This is a genomic window from Shinella sp. (genome assembly GCF_052438155.1).
Taxonomy (GTDB): Bacteria; Pseudomonadota; Alphaproteobacteria; order Rhizobiales; family Rhizobiaceae; genus Shinella.
In genome coordinates this window covers 43,780-58,141 of record NZ_JBQVPI010000010.1, presented here as the reverse complement: position 1 = coordinate 58,141, position 14,362 = coordinate 43,780, and the positions used below count along the sequence as shown (strand labels likewise).

The window sequence follows — 14,362 nt, the reverse complement described above, 5'->3', positions numbered from 1 at the left end:
CGGCTGCGATAGCATCCGCGGGCGCTGACGACAATCGCTTCAGAACAGGTCGATATGCAGGTCGGCAGGCCGGGAATTTTCCAGGATGCGCTTTCCGTTCGGCAAATCATTGCCGTAGAGCTTCCAGCCGATCTGGTCCTCGGGCAGCGCATAACCCATCCAGCGCTGGCGCAGCCGTTCCTCCAGCACGGGGTAGGGCGGGCCGACGAAGATGGTGAAGTCGAACACGCCGTCCAGCCTATCCCAGGGCGCATCCTTGAAGAGCAGGTAATTGCCTTCGGCAAGGATGAAACGCGTCTCGACCGGAATGGCGCGGGCGGCATTGATGGCAAGCTCGCGCGACCGGTCGAACACCGGAACCAGCACTTCGCCATCTGCCCGTTTGAGCGCGTGCACGATATCGACGAAGCCGCGCCCGTCAAACGATTCCGGCACGCCCTTGCGCTGCAGCAACCCGCGCTCGGCGAGAATGCCGTTGTCCATGTGGAAGCCGTCCATCGGCAGGATTTCGGCGCGCTCGCCCCGGGCAACGAGCCCGTCGCGCAACGCTTCGGCCAAGGTCGACTTGCCGGCAGCCGGCGGACCGGCAAGGCCGACGAGGAAGCGGCGCGCGTCCCCCGCGCGCCGTAGGAGTGCATCGACGATGGTGGTCGGCGATATCATGCGGCAATGGCCTCCGTGGGCGCTGCCTTTGCGCCGGTCATGAAGGCGACGGCGTCGGACATCGTGTAGTCCTTGGGATTGATGACCGTCAGCCGCCGTCCGAGCCTATGGATGTGGATGCGGTCGGCCACCTCGAAGACATGCGGCATGTTGTGCGAGATGAGCACGATCGGAATGCCACGCCGCCGCACGTCGAGGATCAACTCCAGCACGCGCCGGCTTTCCTTGACGCCGAGCGCCGCCGTCGGCTCGTCGAGGATGATGACCTTCGAACCGAAGGCCGCAGCGCGGGCCACGGCCACGCCCTGGCGCTGGCCGCCCGAGAGCGTCTCCACCGCCTGGTTGATGTTCTGAATCGTCATCAGGCCGAGTTCGGAGAGCTTGTCGCGGGCGATCGTGGCCATTTTCGGCCGGTCGAGCATGCGGAAGATTGATCCCATCGGCCCGGGTTTGCGGATTTCGCGGCCAAGGAACATGTTGTCGGCAATCGACAGGGCGGGTGAAAGCGCCAGGTTCTGGTAGACGGTTTCGATGCCGGCCTCGCGCGCCTCCAATGGAGAACGGAAGTTGACGACCTTGCCGTCAAGCCGGATTTCGCCCTCGTCCGGATGGATCGCGCCCGAGATTGCCTTGATCAACGAGGACTTGCCGGCGCCGTTGTCGCCGATCACGGCGAGGATCTCGCCGGGATAGAGGTCGAAATCGGACTGGTCGAGTGCCGTCACCCGGCCATAGCGCTTGACGATACCGCGTGCGGTGAGAAGAGGTTCCATCAGCCTGCTACCTTTCTGATCCACTGGTCGACGCCGACAGCCGTAATGATGAGGACACCGGTCAACAGGACTTTCCACTGCGGATCGGCGCCAAGCATGTTCAGCCCCATCGACACCACGCCGACGATCAACGCGCCGAACAGCGTTCCAAGGATCGAGCCGCGCCCGCCGAACAGCGAGATGCCACCGATAACCGCTGCGGTAATGGCCTGGAGATTGTAGTCCGTGACCGCCCAGGATGGTGAAATCGAACCGTTGCGGCCAATCGAGACCCAGGCAGCAAGCGCTGCAATGGCCCCGGCAAGACCGTAGACGCCGAGAAGCACGCCCTTGACCCGGATACCCGACAGTTCCGCCGCTTCCGGATCGTCGCCGACCGCATAGACGTGGCGTCCCCAGGCGGTGTGGTTGAGCGCATACCAGAGCGCGATCACGGTTATCACCATCATGATCACGCCAAGCGTGAAGACGGCCGAGCCGAGCTTGAAGCTGGCGCCGAAGAGGCCCAGCAGGGGTGCCGCGGTTTCTATATCGGCACGGCGAATGGTTTCGTTGGCCGAATAGATGTAGTTGATCGCCGCGATGATATTCCAGGTGCCCAGCGTGACAATGAAGGGCGGTAACTTCATTCGGGAGACCAGGAAGCCGTTGACCATCCCGCAGACCGTGCCGGTCACGAAACCGGCCAGAACAGCCAGCGGTGCCGGCAGGCCATAGGTCACGGCACAATTGCCCATGACAACCGCCGAAAGGACCATGATGACGCCGATCGACAGGTCGATGCCTGCTGTCAGGATGATCAAGGTCTGTGCAGCACCTAGAATACCGACGACGGCGATCTGCTGCAAAATCAACGTCAAGGTGCCGGCCGTGAAGAACCGCTCGCCCTTCAGGACACCGAACACGATGATGGAGAAGATCAGAACGATGGCCGGAATGGCGGCCGGTGTCGAATGCAGAAAATGTTGGATGCGCCGCAGAGGCGAACGATCTTCGAATGAAGCGACCGATTTGTCGCTCTGATCCAGTGTTTTCTCGAATTCCTGGACGCTTGTCATGACAACGCCTCCCTCCCAAGAGACCGGCCTACCAACCGGTTGTTGAAAAGGGCGGCTTTGAAACCGCCCTTTCATAGTCATTCTGTTCTGAAAGCCTCAGGGCATCAACCCCAGCACTTTTCCGTGCCGGTCTTGACGTCGATCGATTCGACGCCCGTTGCCGGCTTGTCGGTGACGAGTGCGACGCCCGTGTCGAAGAAGTCCTTGCCTTCGGTCGGCTTCGGCTTGGTGCCGTCCTTGGCGTACTGGGCAATGGCTTCGATGCCGAGCGATGCCATCAGCAGCGGATATTGCTGCGACGTTGCGCCGATGACGCCTTCGGCGACCGACTTGACGCCGGGGCAACCGCCGTCAACGGAGACGATCAGAACGTCCTTTTCCTTGCCGACAGCCTTCAGCGCTTCATACGCGCCAACTGCGGCCGGTTCGTTGATCGTGTGGATGACGTTGATGTCCGGATCCTTCTGGAGAAGGTTTTCCATGGCGGTGCGGCCGCCTTCTTCGTTGCCGTTGGTCACGTCATGACCGACGATGCGCGGATCGTCTTCATCGCCGATCTTGTTCGGATCCTTCGGGTCGATGCCGAAGCCGATCATGAAGCCCTGGTCGCGCAGCACGTCGACGGTCGGCTGCGACGGAACGAGGTCGAGGAAGCCGATCTTGGCATCCTTGGCCTTGTCGCCGAGTGTCGCAGCGGCCCAGGCGCCGATCAGCTTGCCGGCTTGCAGATTGTCCGTCGCAAAGGTTGCGTCGGCAGAGCCGGCCGGATCAAGCGGGGTGTCGAGAGCGATGACGAGCAGGCCGGCATCCTGTGCCTTCTTGACCTGGTCGACGATGGCCTTGGTGTCGGAAGCGGCGATCAGGATGCCCTTGGCGCCATCGGCAATGCAGGATTCGATGGCGGCAACCTGGCTGTCATGGTCACCGTCGACCTTGCCGGCATAGGACTTCAGCGTGACGCCAAGTTCCTTGGCCTTCGCTTCGGCGCCTTCCTTCATCTTGACGAAGAAGGGGTTGGTGTCGGTTTTGGTGATCAGGCAGGCGCTGACATCGGCGGCAGCAGCCGGCGAGGAAAAGGCAACGCCGAGCGCAAGCGCGCCGAGAGCGGCGGAAACAATGGTCTTCTTCATATAATCAATCCTCCCAAGGACGAAACGGGACGCGCCCCTTGTCCGGGGCCATCCGGTCACACGGGCCAGGGGCTCCTCCGCCGGCCTTCCGTGTTTCCGGGGGTGAAAAGACCACCAAAAGAAATGCCTGTCAATAAATAAATCGAATTGAATTATTAATTCGATGTGGCATGCTGGTGGAAAGAACGGGTGAAAGCCCCGGCTGCATCGTTTCCGATGGAAGAGCGGAACCGCAGCCGATAAGAGGACCGGAAAGGGCGCGCCGCGTCGTGACCGGCACGGGAGGAGACGATGAGCAAACATGCCGCGACGGCACCCGCCGCGCCGGCCGAAATCCTCGATCCCAGCGGGGGCGCCAACCAGGTGCGCGTGCGCGCCTATAACGAGCGGCTCGTCATGTCGCTGGTGCGACGGCACGGCAGCTTGTCGAAGGCCGAGATCGCCCGGCGCAGCGGCCTTTCCGCCCAGACCGTCACCGTCATCATGCGCGTGCTGGAGGCCGAGGGTCTGCTGATGCGCGGCGAGCCGATGCGCGGCAAGGTCGGCCAGCCCTCCGTGCCGATGCGGCTCAATCCCGACGCGGTCTACTCCTTCGGCCTGAAGATCGGCCGCCGCAGCGCCGACCTTGTCATGATGGATTTCGTCGGCGGCATCCGCCGGCAGGTCCGCCGTACCTATGCCTATCCGATGCCCGGCCCGCTGCTTGCCTTCGTCGAGGAGGGGCTTGCCGAACTGGAAGCGGCGATCACGCCGGAGGAGCGCGCCCGCATCGCCGGCTTCGGCGTTGCAGCCCCCTTCGAACTGTGGAGCTGGGCGGGGGAGGTGGGGGCGCCGCAGGCCGACATGGACCAGTGGCGCGGCGTCGATCTCGAAGCGGAGATCGCCAGGTGCGTGCCCTATCCGGTCGCGCTGCAGAACGATGCGACCAGCGCCTGCGCCGCCGAACTCGTCTTCGGCCTCGGCCCGCAATATCCGGACTTTCTCTATCTGTTCATCGGCTCCTTCATCGGTGGCGGCGTGGTGCTGAATTCCGCGCTGTTCACCGGCCGCACCGGCACGGCTGGCGCGATCGGCCCGCTGCCCGTGCAGGGCCGCGACGGCGAGACGGTGCAGCTTCTGAAGATCGCCTCGATCTACCGTCTCGAAAATCTTCTGCGCGAACATGGCATCGACCCGAAGCCGTTGTGGTATTCGCCCGATGGCTGGATCGACTTCGGCCCGCCGCTGGAAATCTGGATCGACGACATGGCGGCAGCGCTTGCCCAGGCGGTCGTCGCCTCCGCCTCGGTCATCGACTTTTCCGCCGTCATCATCGATGGCGGTTTTCCGGCCTGGGTGCGGGAGCGGGTCGTGGTGGCGACGAAGGCCGCCGTCGCCCGGCTCGACCTGCAAGGCGTCACCATGCCCGAGATCGTCGAAGGCGCCGTCGGCAGCCACGCCCGCTCGGTCGGCGGCGCCAGCCTGCCGCTGTTCTCGCGGTATCTTCCCGACCACAATGTCCTCTTCAAGGAGCTTGCCTGAATGCTGAAAGGTATCGACCCCATCCTGAGCCCGGAATTGCTCGCCACGCTGCGCGCCATGGGCCACGGCGACGAGATCGCCATCGTCGACGGCAATTATCCGGGCGTCGAACATGCCCGCCGGCTGATCCGCCTCGACGGCGTGCCGCTGATCCCGGCGCTCAACGCCGTGCTCTCGGTGATGCCGATCGACGATTTCGTCGAGGACGCGATCTTCCGCTCGACCTTCCGCCAGGAGCGCGACACGCTGGAGCCGGTGCACCACGACATCATCGCCTGCTGCGCCGGCCACGAACCGGCCCGCACGGTCGTGCCCCTCGTCGGCGCCGATTTCTACAATCGCGTCCGCGCCGCCCACACGCTGGTGCAGACCGGCGAGCCGCGGCTCTATGCCAATGTCATCCTGCGCAAGGGTGTGATTTATCCGTAGGGTTTTTTGTCCTGTTCCATGCGGAACAGCGCGGGGCGGGGCGATATGGGACAGTCCGGTCACTGGATGAGAGAGGCTCATCCCCAACCAGAGATCAGGAGACACCCCATGCGCAAGTTCATCCTTTCCGCCACCGTCGCCGTCGTTGCAGCCGTGTCCTTCGCAGCGCCCTCGCAGGCCGGTTATTACAGCTACAGCTACGAGCACGATTGCTCCTCAAGCCGGTAAAACCCTGCGATCGCTACGGCAATGTCTTCATCAAGAAGATCCGCATCTGCCGCCGATTTTCCCCTTCGCTGATCCTCCCCGCCTCGCCCGGCTCGAAAGAGCCGGGTTCTTTCTGTTCGAAGTCCTTGAACGAAGCACGAGGGCATGATTGTCTCGCGCGATATCGATGAGCAGGAGTATCGCATGCGGGTGTTGGTGGTGGAAAACGACAAGGTGACGTTGCTGGGCCAGATCGGCGTGGCGCTCGAGGAGGCAGGCGCCGAGATCGACATCTGCCGGCCGCATGCCGGCGACGCCATCCCCGCGGACGAGACCGGCCACGACGCCATCGTCGTCATGGGCGGCCCGCAGAATGCCCGCGACGACGAGCGGCACGGCTATCTGCCGGCACTCGCCGCCCTGATGCGCCGTTTCGGCGACGCCGGCAAATCGGTGCTCGGCGTGTGTCTCGGCAGCCAGCTGCTTGCCCGGGCCTATGGGGCGGAGAACCGCATCGGCGCGGCGCCGGAATTCGGCTGGTGCACCGTGGCGCTGACGGCAGACGGGGCCGGCGATCCGGTGCTCTCCGCCGCCAGCGGTTCGTTCCCGATCTTCCAGTGGCACAGCGACACGTTCACGCTGCCGGAAGGGGCGGTGCGGCTTGCCAGCAATGGCGCTGCCGAAAACCAGGCGTTTCGCATCGGCCGCGCCGTCTACGGCACGCAGTTCCATTTCGAGGCGAGCCGCGCGGTGGTGGATGGCTGGGCCGAGACCTTCCCGGACCTCATCGAGACGCTGCAGCCCGGCTGGCTTGCGAAACGGGCGGCCATTGCCGCCGAAAACGGCCCGAGCGCCGACGCCACGGGCCTCGCGATCGCCCGTGCCTGGGTGGCGACGATCACCGCCGCCGAGGCCCGCCGCGTCGCTTAAAATCCCGACAGCGCCGCTGCAAATCGTGTCGCGGCGGCGTGCAGGACCGCGGGCGCAAAGCCGGAAAAGCCGACGACCAGGCCCTGCTTCGGCGGGTTGGTGACGGCCATGGACGAAAGCGCCCGCACGCCGAGCCCGGCATGCCGCGCGATCTCCACCGCATCCGTATCGATGAGTGACGCGGGCAGGCCGGCGACGAGGTGCAGGCCCTGGTCCGGCACGTCGAGCGAGAGATTTTCTGCCGCCGAAAGCCCTGCCACCAGCGCATCGCGCGCCGCCTGTGCCTGGCGCCGGGCGCGACGAAGATGCGCGGCGAAATGGCCCTCGCGCAGGAGGTCGGTCAGGGCGGCTTCCGCCAGCGTCGGCGGGCTGCGGTCGGTGCGACTGCGCAGGGTCATGACGGTGTCGAGCAGCGGATCCGGGATGACGGCGTAGCCGAGGCGCAGGCCGGGAAACAGCACCTTGGAGAAAGTGCCGAGATAGATCACGCGGCCGCTGTCATCCATGCCTTGCATGGCGGCGAGCGGCGGGCCGGCATAGCGGAACTCGCTGTCGTAATCGTCCTCGATGATCCAGCCGCCCGTCTCGCGTGCCCAGTCGATGAGGGCAAGGCGGCGGCGCATGCTCATGGTCACGCCGAGCGGGAACTGGTGCGATGGCGTGACATAGACCGCGCGGGCGCCGGGGGCTGCAAGCGCGATGTCGGCGCCCTCCGCATCGACGGCGAGGCCGGAGAGATCGAACCCGTTTCCGGAAAAGGCGGCCCGGGCGCTGGGGTAGCAGGGGTCCTCGATCATCACCCGGTCGCCCGGCGAAAGCGCTGCGCGGATGACGAGGTCGATGCCCTGCTGCGTGCCGGTGGTGATGACGATCGAGCGGGCCTCGCAGCGCACGCCGCGCGCCTGCCGGAGATAGGCGGCGACCGCCTGGCGCAGCGCCTCGCCGCCGCGTGGATCGCCGTAATAGAAGTGCTCCGGGCCGGGGCGGGTGAGATGGCGCGACAGCAGCGTGCGGAAGATTTTTAGCGTGCGGGCATCGGCCATGGCGACGCCGAGCGTGCCGGGCAACGGCATTTTCGGATCGGCGCTTTTTGTTTCGAGGGCGACCACCGGCTTTACCGTCGGCACCCGATCGGCGACGAAGGTGCCGGCGCCCGTACGCGCCACGGCGTAGCCTTCGGCGATCAGCGTCTCGAAGGCGGCGACGACGCTGCTGCGCGCCGTCTTCAGCCGCTGCGCCAGATCGCGCGACGGCGGCAGCTTGCTGCCGGCCGGAATGGCACCCGCCTCGATCAGCCGGCGCAGCTCGCGATACAGTGCGGGTGTGCGCTTTCCGGTCGCCGGCAGGACGGGAATGAGCGACGACCAGTCCGGCAGATTGGCCTGATTTTTTTGCATAGGATTGGTACTTTTTCGATCCAATGGCATGGCGCACCATGGCGGCATCATTCCTGAAAGGCAAGATGCATGACCGCCGAGACCGAGACTGCCACCTATCCCGTCACCCCGCGCAACCGCGTCAAGCGCCTGCACGAACGCGGCAGCTACGACCGCGCCGCCGTGCACGCCATTCTCGATGCGGCCATGCTCTGTCACGTCGCCTATGTCATCGACGGCCAGCCCTATACGACGCCGACGCTGTTCTGGCGCAAGGGCGATACGCTCTACTGGCACGGCTCGTCGGCGAGCCGCATGCTGCGCCACCTCAAGACCGGCACGCCCGCCTGCCTCACCGTTGCCCATCTCGACGGGCTGGTGCTGGCGCGCTCCGGCTTCAACCATTCGGCCAATTACCGTTCCGCCATGTGCTTCGGCACCGCCCGTCTCGTCGAGGACCCGGAGGAGAAGATCGAGGCGATGCGCGATGTCGTCGACCGCTTCTACCCCGAGCGAAGCGCGCTGCTCCGCCCCATCACCACTCAGGAGGCCAAGGCCACGACGATCATCGCCATGCCGATCGACGAGGCGGCTGCCAAGGTGCGCGCCAAGGGCGTCGGCGACGACGAAGAGGATTTTGCGCTGCCCATCTGGGCCGGCGTCATCCCCGTGACGACGGTGCTCGGTCAAGCGCAGACCTGTCCCCGGCTGGTGGCGGGCGTCGACAAGCCCGAGGCGCTGTCGATCTTCCCCGACGGCGGCCGGCTGGATGAGGCGCTGAAGACCGGGCAGCGGATCTACGAGGACGGCTGACCGGCACAGCGCGCACGCCCAATGCCGACATCCACGCGGCGGAATCTTCGCCCGTGGGGTTTCAAGGAGCATCGGACGGGGCGCTGGAAGCTGCCTCGTAAAAGTGAGTGTATGTGGCACCTTTCAGCGCCCCGTTCAGCGGTTTTTGCCTGCGCTCCGGTCCCTCTGCAAAGGCCGGTGCCGGCGGATGTCTGCCGTCGGTTTCCGGGATGGGCCGTTCCGATTTTTCGCCGCACAAGACCTCACCTTGAGGACATTGTAGGCGGAAAGGGGTTTGCCCCTTCCGGACTGCTGCCATTCCGGCGGACGATGCCGACGCATCCGCCAGACCGAACCTCCTTGCGTGCCGCACAGGCACATCCGGCGCGCCGTTCGGGGCGTGAAACGACAGGGGTGGTCCGATGCCCTGCCGTTTCCCCCGTGTCGCCGGAGGGAGACCATTTTCCGCAGGCCCTTCCGGTGAAGGTTCACGTCCTTCCCGCACCGCAAGCGCCGACCCCGCCTGACTGCCACGCCTGGCAGCGTATCCTCTAGCGGGATGCACTGAGTATGGCGCAGCTGGCGACAGCGGGGAAAATTGCGTCGCGCGCAAGAACGATTGCGGGCGCCTCCGGCTTGATTCTTCAGGGGTCGTGACGAATGGTGCGTCGATGGAAGATCTCGCCGACGTCCTCTCGTCTCTGCTGTCCGGTTCCGCCGTCGTTGTGGCGACGGTCGTGCTGGTGCTGGGGTCCTATTTCCTGGCGCGCCGGTTGATCCATCCGGGGCAGGAGGGCGACAGAACGCTGGAGGTGGCGGGAAACGTCGCCGTGCGCGTGGCCACGCTGCACAGCCTTATCCTCGGGCTCGTCTATGCGCAGGAACTGGACGACTACAAGGGCGTGCGCGCGACGCTGGTCGACGAGGCCATTGCGATCTCCGACGTCTTCAACGATGCGGGCCGCTATGGCGGGGCGATTGCGCTGCCAATCCAGCAGGGGCTGGCGCGCTATGTCGTCATCGTCGTCGACGAGGAGTGGGAGCGGCTCGGCCATCGCGAGGGGCTGTCGCCCCGTGCCTGGGAGGAGTGGAATGCCGTTTACACGCGGGTGCTGGATCTTGCACCGGCCACCGAGCGCGAGCGCTATCTGAGCGGCCACATGAAGGAGAAGACCGCGGCGATCGCAAGGTTCCGCCAGTTGCGCGAGGCGGCCTCGGCCGGCCGCTTCTCCGGCCTGTTCTGGGGACCGGCGATCATCGGCCTCATCATCATTTCGGCGGCCTTCTACGTCTACCGGCCGACCAAGACGCATCTCGTCCTGCTGTCGTTCTTCGGCGCCTATTCCGGCGTCATCCTGTTTTTCATCTTCGCCTTCTCCAATCCCTATGCCAATCCCGGAAAGCTGCCGCCGCGGCCGTTCCAGCACCTGCTGAGCGGCGACGTCGGCAAGATGCTTCCGCCGTCCTGACGGGCAGCACCATGAACGACATTCTGGACGGCTATGCCGCCGCCGCGACGCCAGAGCTGATCGAGCGCTACGAGGCCTTCGATCCGGCGGCGCTCTACGCACCCGTGCTCGACCTGCTGCCGCAGACACCCGGCCGCGTCGCCGATATCGGTACCGGCACGGGGCGGGATGCGGCGTGGTTTGCCGGCCAAGGGCACCGGGTTCTGGCGGTCGAGCCGGTCCGGGCGCTGCGCGAGGCCGGGATGGCGCGGCATGGCGACAAGGGCCTCACCTGGCTAAACGACACCCTGCCGGAGCTGGCGGCAACGCGACAGCATGGACCGTTCGATCTCGTGACGCTGAACGGCGTGTGGCAGCATATCGACGATGCGGCACGCGCCATTGCTTTGCCGGTGCTGGCGGGAATGCTCGCGCCCGGCGGACGCCTCGTTCTTGCGCTGCGCCACGGTGCCGGGGCTGCCGGCCGGCCCGCGTTCCCGATTTGCGACGACGACACGATTGCGGCCGCCGCCGGCTGCGGCCTCGCTTTGCTGCGGTGCCGGGAGGCAGGATCGCACCAGGCGGCGAACCGGGCGCTCGGTGTCCGCTGGACCTGGATGGTGTTCGAGCGGCCATCGGCGTGATCTGCTGCTGGGCGGGCCGGCCTGCGCCGAATTGCCGGGTGCGGTTGCTTTCGATGGTCCTTGCCATCGGCCGATGCAGCGGCTAAACAGCCTTCGCGCTGGACGACCAGCGCCTTGTTCGTTCCGGGGACGGCCCCTCATCTCGCAATCGAGAGAGAATGCCGCGACCCATGAACCCTTCACTCCCGTTCGTTCTGAAATCTGCCGCGCGGCCCGCGCGTGCCCTGCATCGCTGCGTCGCGATCACGGCGCGCGCCCTTGTCGTGCGCCTTGCCTTTCCGAGGATATCCGATGGCCGGACCCATTGAGCAATTCGAGATCAAGCCGCTAGTCCCGTTCGAAATCGGCGGACTGGACCTCAGTTTCACCAATTCCTCCGCCTATATGGTGGCGACCGTCGTGCTCGCGAGCGCCTTCCTGCTTCTGGCAACGGGCCGGCGCGGCCTAGTGCCCGGCCGTTGGCAATCGGGCGCGGAAATCGTCTACGAATTCGTCGCGACGACGCTCAGGGCCAATGCCGGCGAACAGGGCATGCGCTTCTTCCCGCTGGTGTTCTCGCTCTTCATGTTCATTCTGGTGGCAAACCTCGTCGGCATGTTCCCCTATGCCTTCACGGTGACGAGCCATCTCATCGTCACCTTCGCGCTCGCCATGCTGGTCTTCGCGACCGTGACGCTCTACGGTCTGTTCCGGCATGGCGCCGGTTTCCTGAAACTCTTCGTGCCGGACGGTGTGCCGCTGATCCTGACGCCGATCATCGTGCCGATCGAGGTGATCTCCTATCTCTCCCGCCCCGTCAGCCATTCCGTGCGTCTCTTCGCCGTCATGCTGGCAGGGCACATCACGCTCAAGGTGTTTGCCGGCTTCGTCGTCTCGATGGGCGAACTCGGCACGCTCGGCCTTCTGGGCGCGGTGCTGCCGCTCGCCATGACGGTGGCGCTGACGGCGCTGGAACTGCTGATGGCGATCATCCAGGCCTACGTCTTCACGATGCTGACCTGCATGTATCTGAACGACGCCCTGCATCCTGGGCACTGAGGCTTCCCGATCCTGTGCCGAATCAACACAGGATCGAGCATCCGGCCGGCTTTGCCGTTCACGCGATGGAAAGTGCCGTCGCGTAGAACGTCAAGGGATCAACGAGGCCACCGCAATGCAGATAGCCGGCATCCTGAACACGGCCCTCCAGGGCATGGCGAGCGAGACGGCGCGGGCCGAGAAAATCGCCCGCAGCATCGCCGGCGGGGCCTCACCCACGAGCGATCCGGCCATGGACATGCTGGACCTCGTCTCCGCCGAAACCGGCTTCCGCGCCAACGCCGCCGTGTTCGAGACCGGTGCGGACCTCTGGGAGGTTCTGGCGAGTATCAAGCGGGATTGACCCTTGCCCCCGTTACCCTCGGGCTGGCCCCGAGGATCCAAGTGAGAGCGCGGGGCATGGATGGTCGGGTCAAGCCCGACCATGACGAAGGAGGGGGCGACTTCGTCGCCGCGAAAAAAAGGGAGGCAGCGCCTCCCTTTTTCGTCTTATTCGTCGCCCATCTTGAGCGCTGCGATGAACGCTTCCTGCGGAATTTCGACCTTGCCGAACTGGCGCATGCGCTTCTTGCCGGCCTTCTGCTTGTCGAGCAGCTTGCGCTTGCGGGTGGCGTCGCCGCCGTAGCACTTGGCGGTCACGTCCTTGCGCAGCGCCGAGATGGTCTCGCGGGCGATCACGTTGCCGCCGATGGCGGCCTGGATCGGGATCTTGAACATGTGCTTCGGGATCAGCTCCTTGAGCTTCTCGCACATGTCACGGCCGCGCTTTTCGGCGGCCATGCGGTGCACCATCATGGAGAGCGCATCGACCGGCTCGCCGTTGACGAGGATCGACATCTTTACCAGATGGCCTTCCTGGTGGTTGGTGATCTGGTAGTCGAAGGAGGCATAGCCCTTGGAAATCGACTTCAGCCGGTCGTAGAAATCGAAGACAACTTCGTTGAGCGGCAGGTCGTAGGTCAGCATCGCGCGGGTGCCGACATAGGTGAGTTCCACCTGGATGCCGCGGCGGTCCTGGCAAAGCTTGAGGATGCCGCCGAGATAATCGTCCGGCGTCAGGATGGTGGCGCGGATCCACGGCTCGTGGATTTCCTTGATCCTCACGACATCCGGCATGTCGGCCGGGTTGTGCAGCTCGCGCTCCGTACCATCGTTCATGAACAGCTTGTAGACGACCGACGGCGCCGTCGCGATCAGGTCGAGGTCGAATTCGCGCTCCAGGCGTTCCTGGACGATTTCGAGATGCAGCAGCCCGAGGAAGCCGCAGCGGAAACCGAAGCCGAGCGCGGCGGACGATTCCATTTCGAAGGAGAAGGACGCGTCGTTGAGGCGCAGCTTGCCCATGGCGGCACGCAGGTCCTCGAAGTCGGCGGCGTCGACCGGGAACAGGCCGCAGAACACCACCGGCTGCGCCGGCTTGAAGCCCGGCAGCATGTTGGCGGTCGGGCGCTTGTCCTCGGTGATCGTATCGCCGACGCGGGTATCGGCCACTTCCTTGATGGAGGCGGTGATGAAGCCGATCTCGCCGGGGCCGAGCGCCTCGACGGTGACCATCTTCGGCGTGATGACGCCGACGCGTTCCACCTGGTATTTCGCGTCCGTGCCCATCATGCGGATGGTCTGGCCCTTTTTCAGCACGCCATCGAGAATGCGCACGAGCACGATGACGCCGAGATAGGTGTCGTACCACGAATCGACGAGCAGCGCCTTCAGCGGCGCGGTCTCGCCGCCCTCGCTCTTCGGCGCGGGCAACTGGTGGACGATGGCTTCCAGCACGTCGGGAATGCCAAGGCCGGTCTTGGCCGAAATCAGCACGGCCTGCGAGGCGTCGATGCCGATGACTTCCTCGATCTGCTCGCGGATGCGGTCGGGCTCGGCCGCCGGCAGGTCGATCTTGTTGAGGACGGTGACGATCTCGTGGTTGTTGTCGATCGCCTGGTAGACGTTGGCGAGCGTCTGCGCCTCGACGCCCTGCGACGCATCGACCACGAGCAGCGAGCCCTCGCAGGCCGACAGCGAACGCGACACCTCATAGGCGAAGTCGACGTGGCCGGGCGTGTCGATGAGGTTGAGGACGTAGGTCTCGCCATTGTTGGCGACATAGTGCAGGCGCACGGTCTGCGCCTTGATGGTGATGCCGCGCTCCTTCTCGATATCCATGTTATCGAGGACCTGTTCCGACATTTCGCGCGCGGCAAGGCCGCCGGTCGACTGGATCAGCCGGTCGGCGAGCGTCGACTTGCCGTGGTCGATATGGGCCACGATCGAGAAATTGCGGATATGGTCGAGGGGCGTCGAATTATTGGTGCTCATGCGCGCCATATATCAGTGAGCACGACTCGCGCAAAGCGGT

General features: G+C 65.1%; 14 protein-coding genes. 8 read left to right on the top strand and 6 right to left on the bottom strand.

Going from position 1 to position 14,362, the window contains the following annotated elements:
• Nucleotides 1-39: 39 nt before the first annotated feature.
• The 4 genes from ACT6VE_RS18850 to ACT6VE_RS18835 form a co-directional block, all read right to left on the bottom strand.
• Nucleotides 40-663, bottom strand: coding sequence for a nucleoside triphosphate hydrolase (locus ACT6VE_RS18850; protein WP_444800055.1), 624 nt, complete (start codon nucleotides 661-663; stop codon nucleotides 40-42).
• Nucleotides 660-1,436, bottom strand: coding sequence for an ATP-binding cassette domain-containing protein (locus ACT6VE_RS18845; protein WP_444800054.1), 777 nt, complete (start codon nucleotides 1,434-1,436; stop codon nucleotides 660-662). Before ACT6VE_RS18845 ends, ACT6VE_RS18850 begins: the two co-directional genes overlap by 4 nt.
• Nucleotides 1,436-2,494, bottom strand: coding sequence for an ABC transporter permease (locus ACT6VE_RS18840; RefSeq protein ID WP_444800053.1), 1,059 nt, complete (start codon nucleotides 2,492-2,494; stop codon nucleotides 1,436-1,438). The genes ACT6VE_RS18845 and ACT6VE_RS18840 overlap by 1 nt, the downstream gene beginning before the upstream one ends.
• Nucleotides 2,495-2,598: 104 nt before the next feature.
• Nucleotides 2,599-3,624 (bottom strand): sugar ABC transporter substrate-binding protein, encoded by a 1,026-nt coding sequence (locus ACT6VE_RS18835; protein ID WP_444800052.1) that lies wholly within the window; start codon nucleotides 3,622-3,624, stop codon nucleotides 2,599-2,601.
• Nucleotides 3,625-3,915: 291 nt separating this feature from the next.
• Here ACT6VE_RS18835 and ACT6VE_RS18830 point away from each other — a divergent pair, with 291 nt between their 5' ends.
• From ACT6VE_RS18830 to ACT6VE_RS18820, 3 genes are all read left to right on the top strand, one after another.
• Nucleotides 3,916-5,145, top strand: coding sequence for an ROK family transcriptional regulator (locus ACT6VE_RS18830; RefSeq protein WP_444800051.1), 1,230 nt, complete (start codon nucleotides 3,916-3,918; stop codon nucleotides 5,143-5,145).
• Entirely contained in the window at nucleotides 5,146-5,574 is a 429-nt protein-coding gene (locus tag ACT6VE_RS18825; RefSeq protein ID WP_444800050.1) for an RbsD/FucU family protein, read from the top strand.
• A gap of 372 nt (nucleotides 5,575-5,946) precedes the next feature.
• Nucleotides 5,947-6,711, top strand: coding sequence for a type 1 glutamine amidotransferase (locus tag ACT6VE_RS18820; RefSeq protein ID WP_444800049.1), 765 nt, complete (start codon nucleotides 5,947-5,949; stop codon nucleotides 6,709-6,711).
• On the opposite strand, the gene pdxR is transcribed toward ACT6VE_RS18820, so the two are convergent.
• A complete protein-coding gene (pdxR, locus tag ACT6VE_RS18815; RefSeq protein ID WP_444800048.1) occupies nucleotides 6,708-8,108 on the bottom strand; it encodes a MocR-like pyridoxine biosynthesis transcription factor PdxR in 1,401 nt (466 codons plus the stop codon). The genes ACT6VE_RS18820 and pdxR overlap by 4 nt on opposite strands.
• Before the next feature lie 69 nt (nucleotides 8,109-8,177).
• Between pdxR and ACT6VE_RS18810 the strand changes: the two genes are divergently transcribed.
• The 5 genes from ACT6VE_RS18810 to ACT6VE_RS18790 all read left to right on the top strand — a co-directional run bounded on the left by ACT6VE_RS18810 (nucleotide 8,178) and on the right by ACT6VE_RS18790 (nucleotide 12,352).
• Nucleotides 8,178-8,900: a pyridoxamine 5'-phosphate oxidase family protein gene (locus ACT6VE_RS18810; protein WP_444800047.1), complete on the top strand. Its 723-nt coding sequence runs from the start codon at nucleotides 8,178-8,180 to the stop codon at nucleotides 8,898-8,900.
• Between the two features lie 632 nt (nucleotides 8,901-9,532).
• A complete protein-coding gene (locus ACT6VE_RS18805) occupies nucleotides 9,533-10,348 on the top strand; it encodes a bestrophin-like domain (RefSeq protein WP_444800046.1) in 816 nt (271 codons plus the stop codon).
• A gap of 11 nt (nucleotides 10,349-10,359) precedes the next feature.
• Complete coding sequence (locus ACT6VE_RS18800) at nucleotides 10,360-10,971, top strand: class I SAM-dependent methyltransferase (protein WP_444800045.1); 612 nt, start codon at nucleotides 10,360-10,362, stop codon at nucleotides 10,969-10,971.
• A 291-nt stretch (nucleotides 10,972-11,262) separates the two neighbouring features.
• Entirely contained in the window at nucleotides 11,263-12,009 is a 747-nt protein-coding gene (locus ACT6VE_RS18795) for a F0F1 ATP synthase subunit A (protein WP_069060340.1), read from the top strand.
• 115 nt (nucleotides 12,010-12,124) lie between these two features.
• Nucleotides 12,125-12,352, top strand: coding sequence for a flagellar basal body rod protein (locus ACT6VE_RS18790; protein ID WP_444800044.1), 228 nt, complete (start codon nucleotides 12,125-12,127; stop codon nucleotides 12,350-12,352).
• A 146-nt stretch (nucleotides 12,353-12,498) separates the two neighbouring features.
• Here ACT6VE_RS18790 and lepA read toward each other — a convergent pair whose 3' ends face one another.
• Nucleotides 12,499-14,331, bottom strand: a complete 1,833-nt coding sequence (lepA, locus tag ACT6VE_RS18785; RefSeq protein WP_257949426.1) for a translation elongation factor 4 — start codon at nucleotides 14,329-14,331, stop codon at nucleotides 12,499-12,501.
• Nucleotides 14,332-14,362: the final 31 nt, after the last annotated feature.

Coding starts and splice junctions, on each gene's coding strand:
- ACT6VE_RS18850 (WP_444800055.1), bottom strand. CDS start 663: ATGATATCGCCGACCACCATCGTCGATGCACTCCTACGGCGCGCGGGG.
- ACT6VE_RS18845 (WP_444800054.1), bottom strand. CDS start 1,436: ATGGAACCTCTTCTCACCGCACGCGGTATCGTCAAGCGCTATGGCCGG.
- ACT6VE_RS18840 (WP_444800053.1), bottom strand. CDS start 2,494: ATGACAAGCGTCCAGGAATTCGAGAAAACACTGGATCAGAGCGACAAA.
- ACT6VE_RS18835 (WP_444800052.1), bottom strand. CDS start 3,624: ATGAAGAAGACCATTGTTTCCGCCGCTCTCGGCGCGCTTGCGCTCGGC.
- ACT6VE_RS18830 (WP_444800051.1), top strand. CDS start 3,916: ATGAGCAAACATGCCGCGACGGCACCCGCCGCGCCGGCCGAAATCCTC.
- ACT6VE_RS18825 (WP_444800050.1), top strand. CDS start 5,146: ATGCTGAAAGGTATCGACCCCATCCTGAGCCCGGAATTGCTCGCCACG.
- ACT6VE_RS18820 (WP_444800049.1), top strand. CDS start 5,947: ATGATTGTCTCGCGCGATATCGATGAGCAGGAGTATCGCATGCGGGTG.
- pdxR (WP_444800048.1), bottom strand. CDS start 8,108: ATGCAAAAAAATCAGGCCAATCTGCCGGACTGGTCGTCGCTCATTCCC.
- ACT6VE_RS18810 (WP_444800047.1), top strand. CDS start 8,178: ATGACCGCCGAGACCGAGACTGCCACCTATCCCGTCACCCCGCGCAAC.
- ACT6VE_RS18800 (WP_444800045.1), top strand. CDS start 10,360: ATGAACGACATTCTGGACGGCTATGCCGCCGCCGCGACGCCAGAGCTG.
- ACT6VE_RS18795 (WP_069060340.1), top strand. CDS start 11,263: ATGGCCGGACCCATTGAGCAATTCGAGATCAAGCCGCTAGTCCCGTTC.
- ACT6VE_RS18790 (WP_444800044.1), top strand. CDS start 12,125: ATGCAGATAGCCGGCATCCTGAACACGGCCCTCCAGGGCATGGCGAGC.
- lepA (WP_257949426.1), bottom strand. CDS start 14,331: ATGGCGCGCATGAGCACCAATAATTCGACGCCCCTCGACCATATCCGC.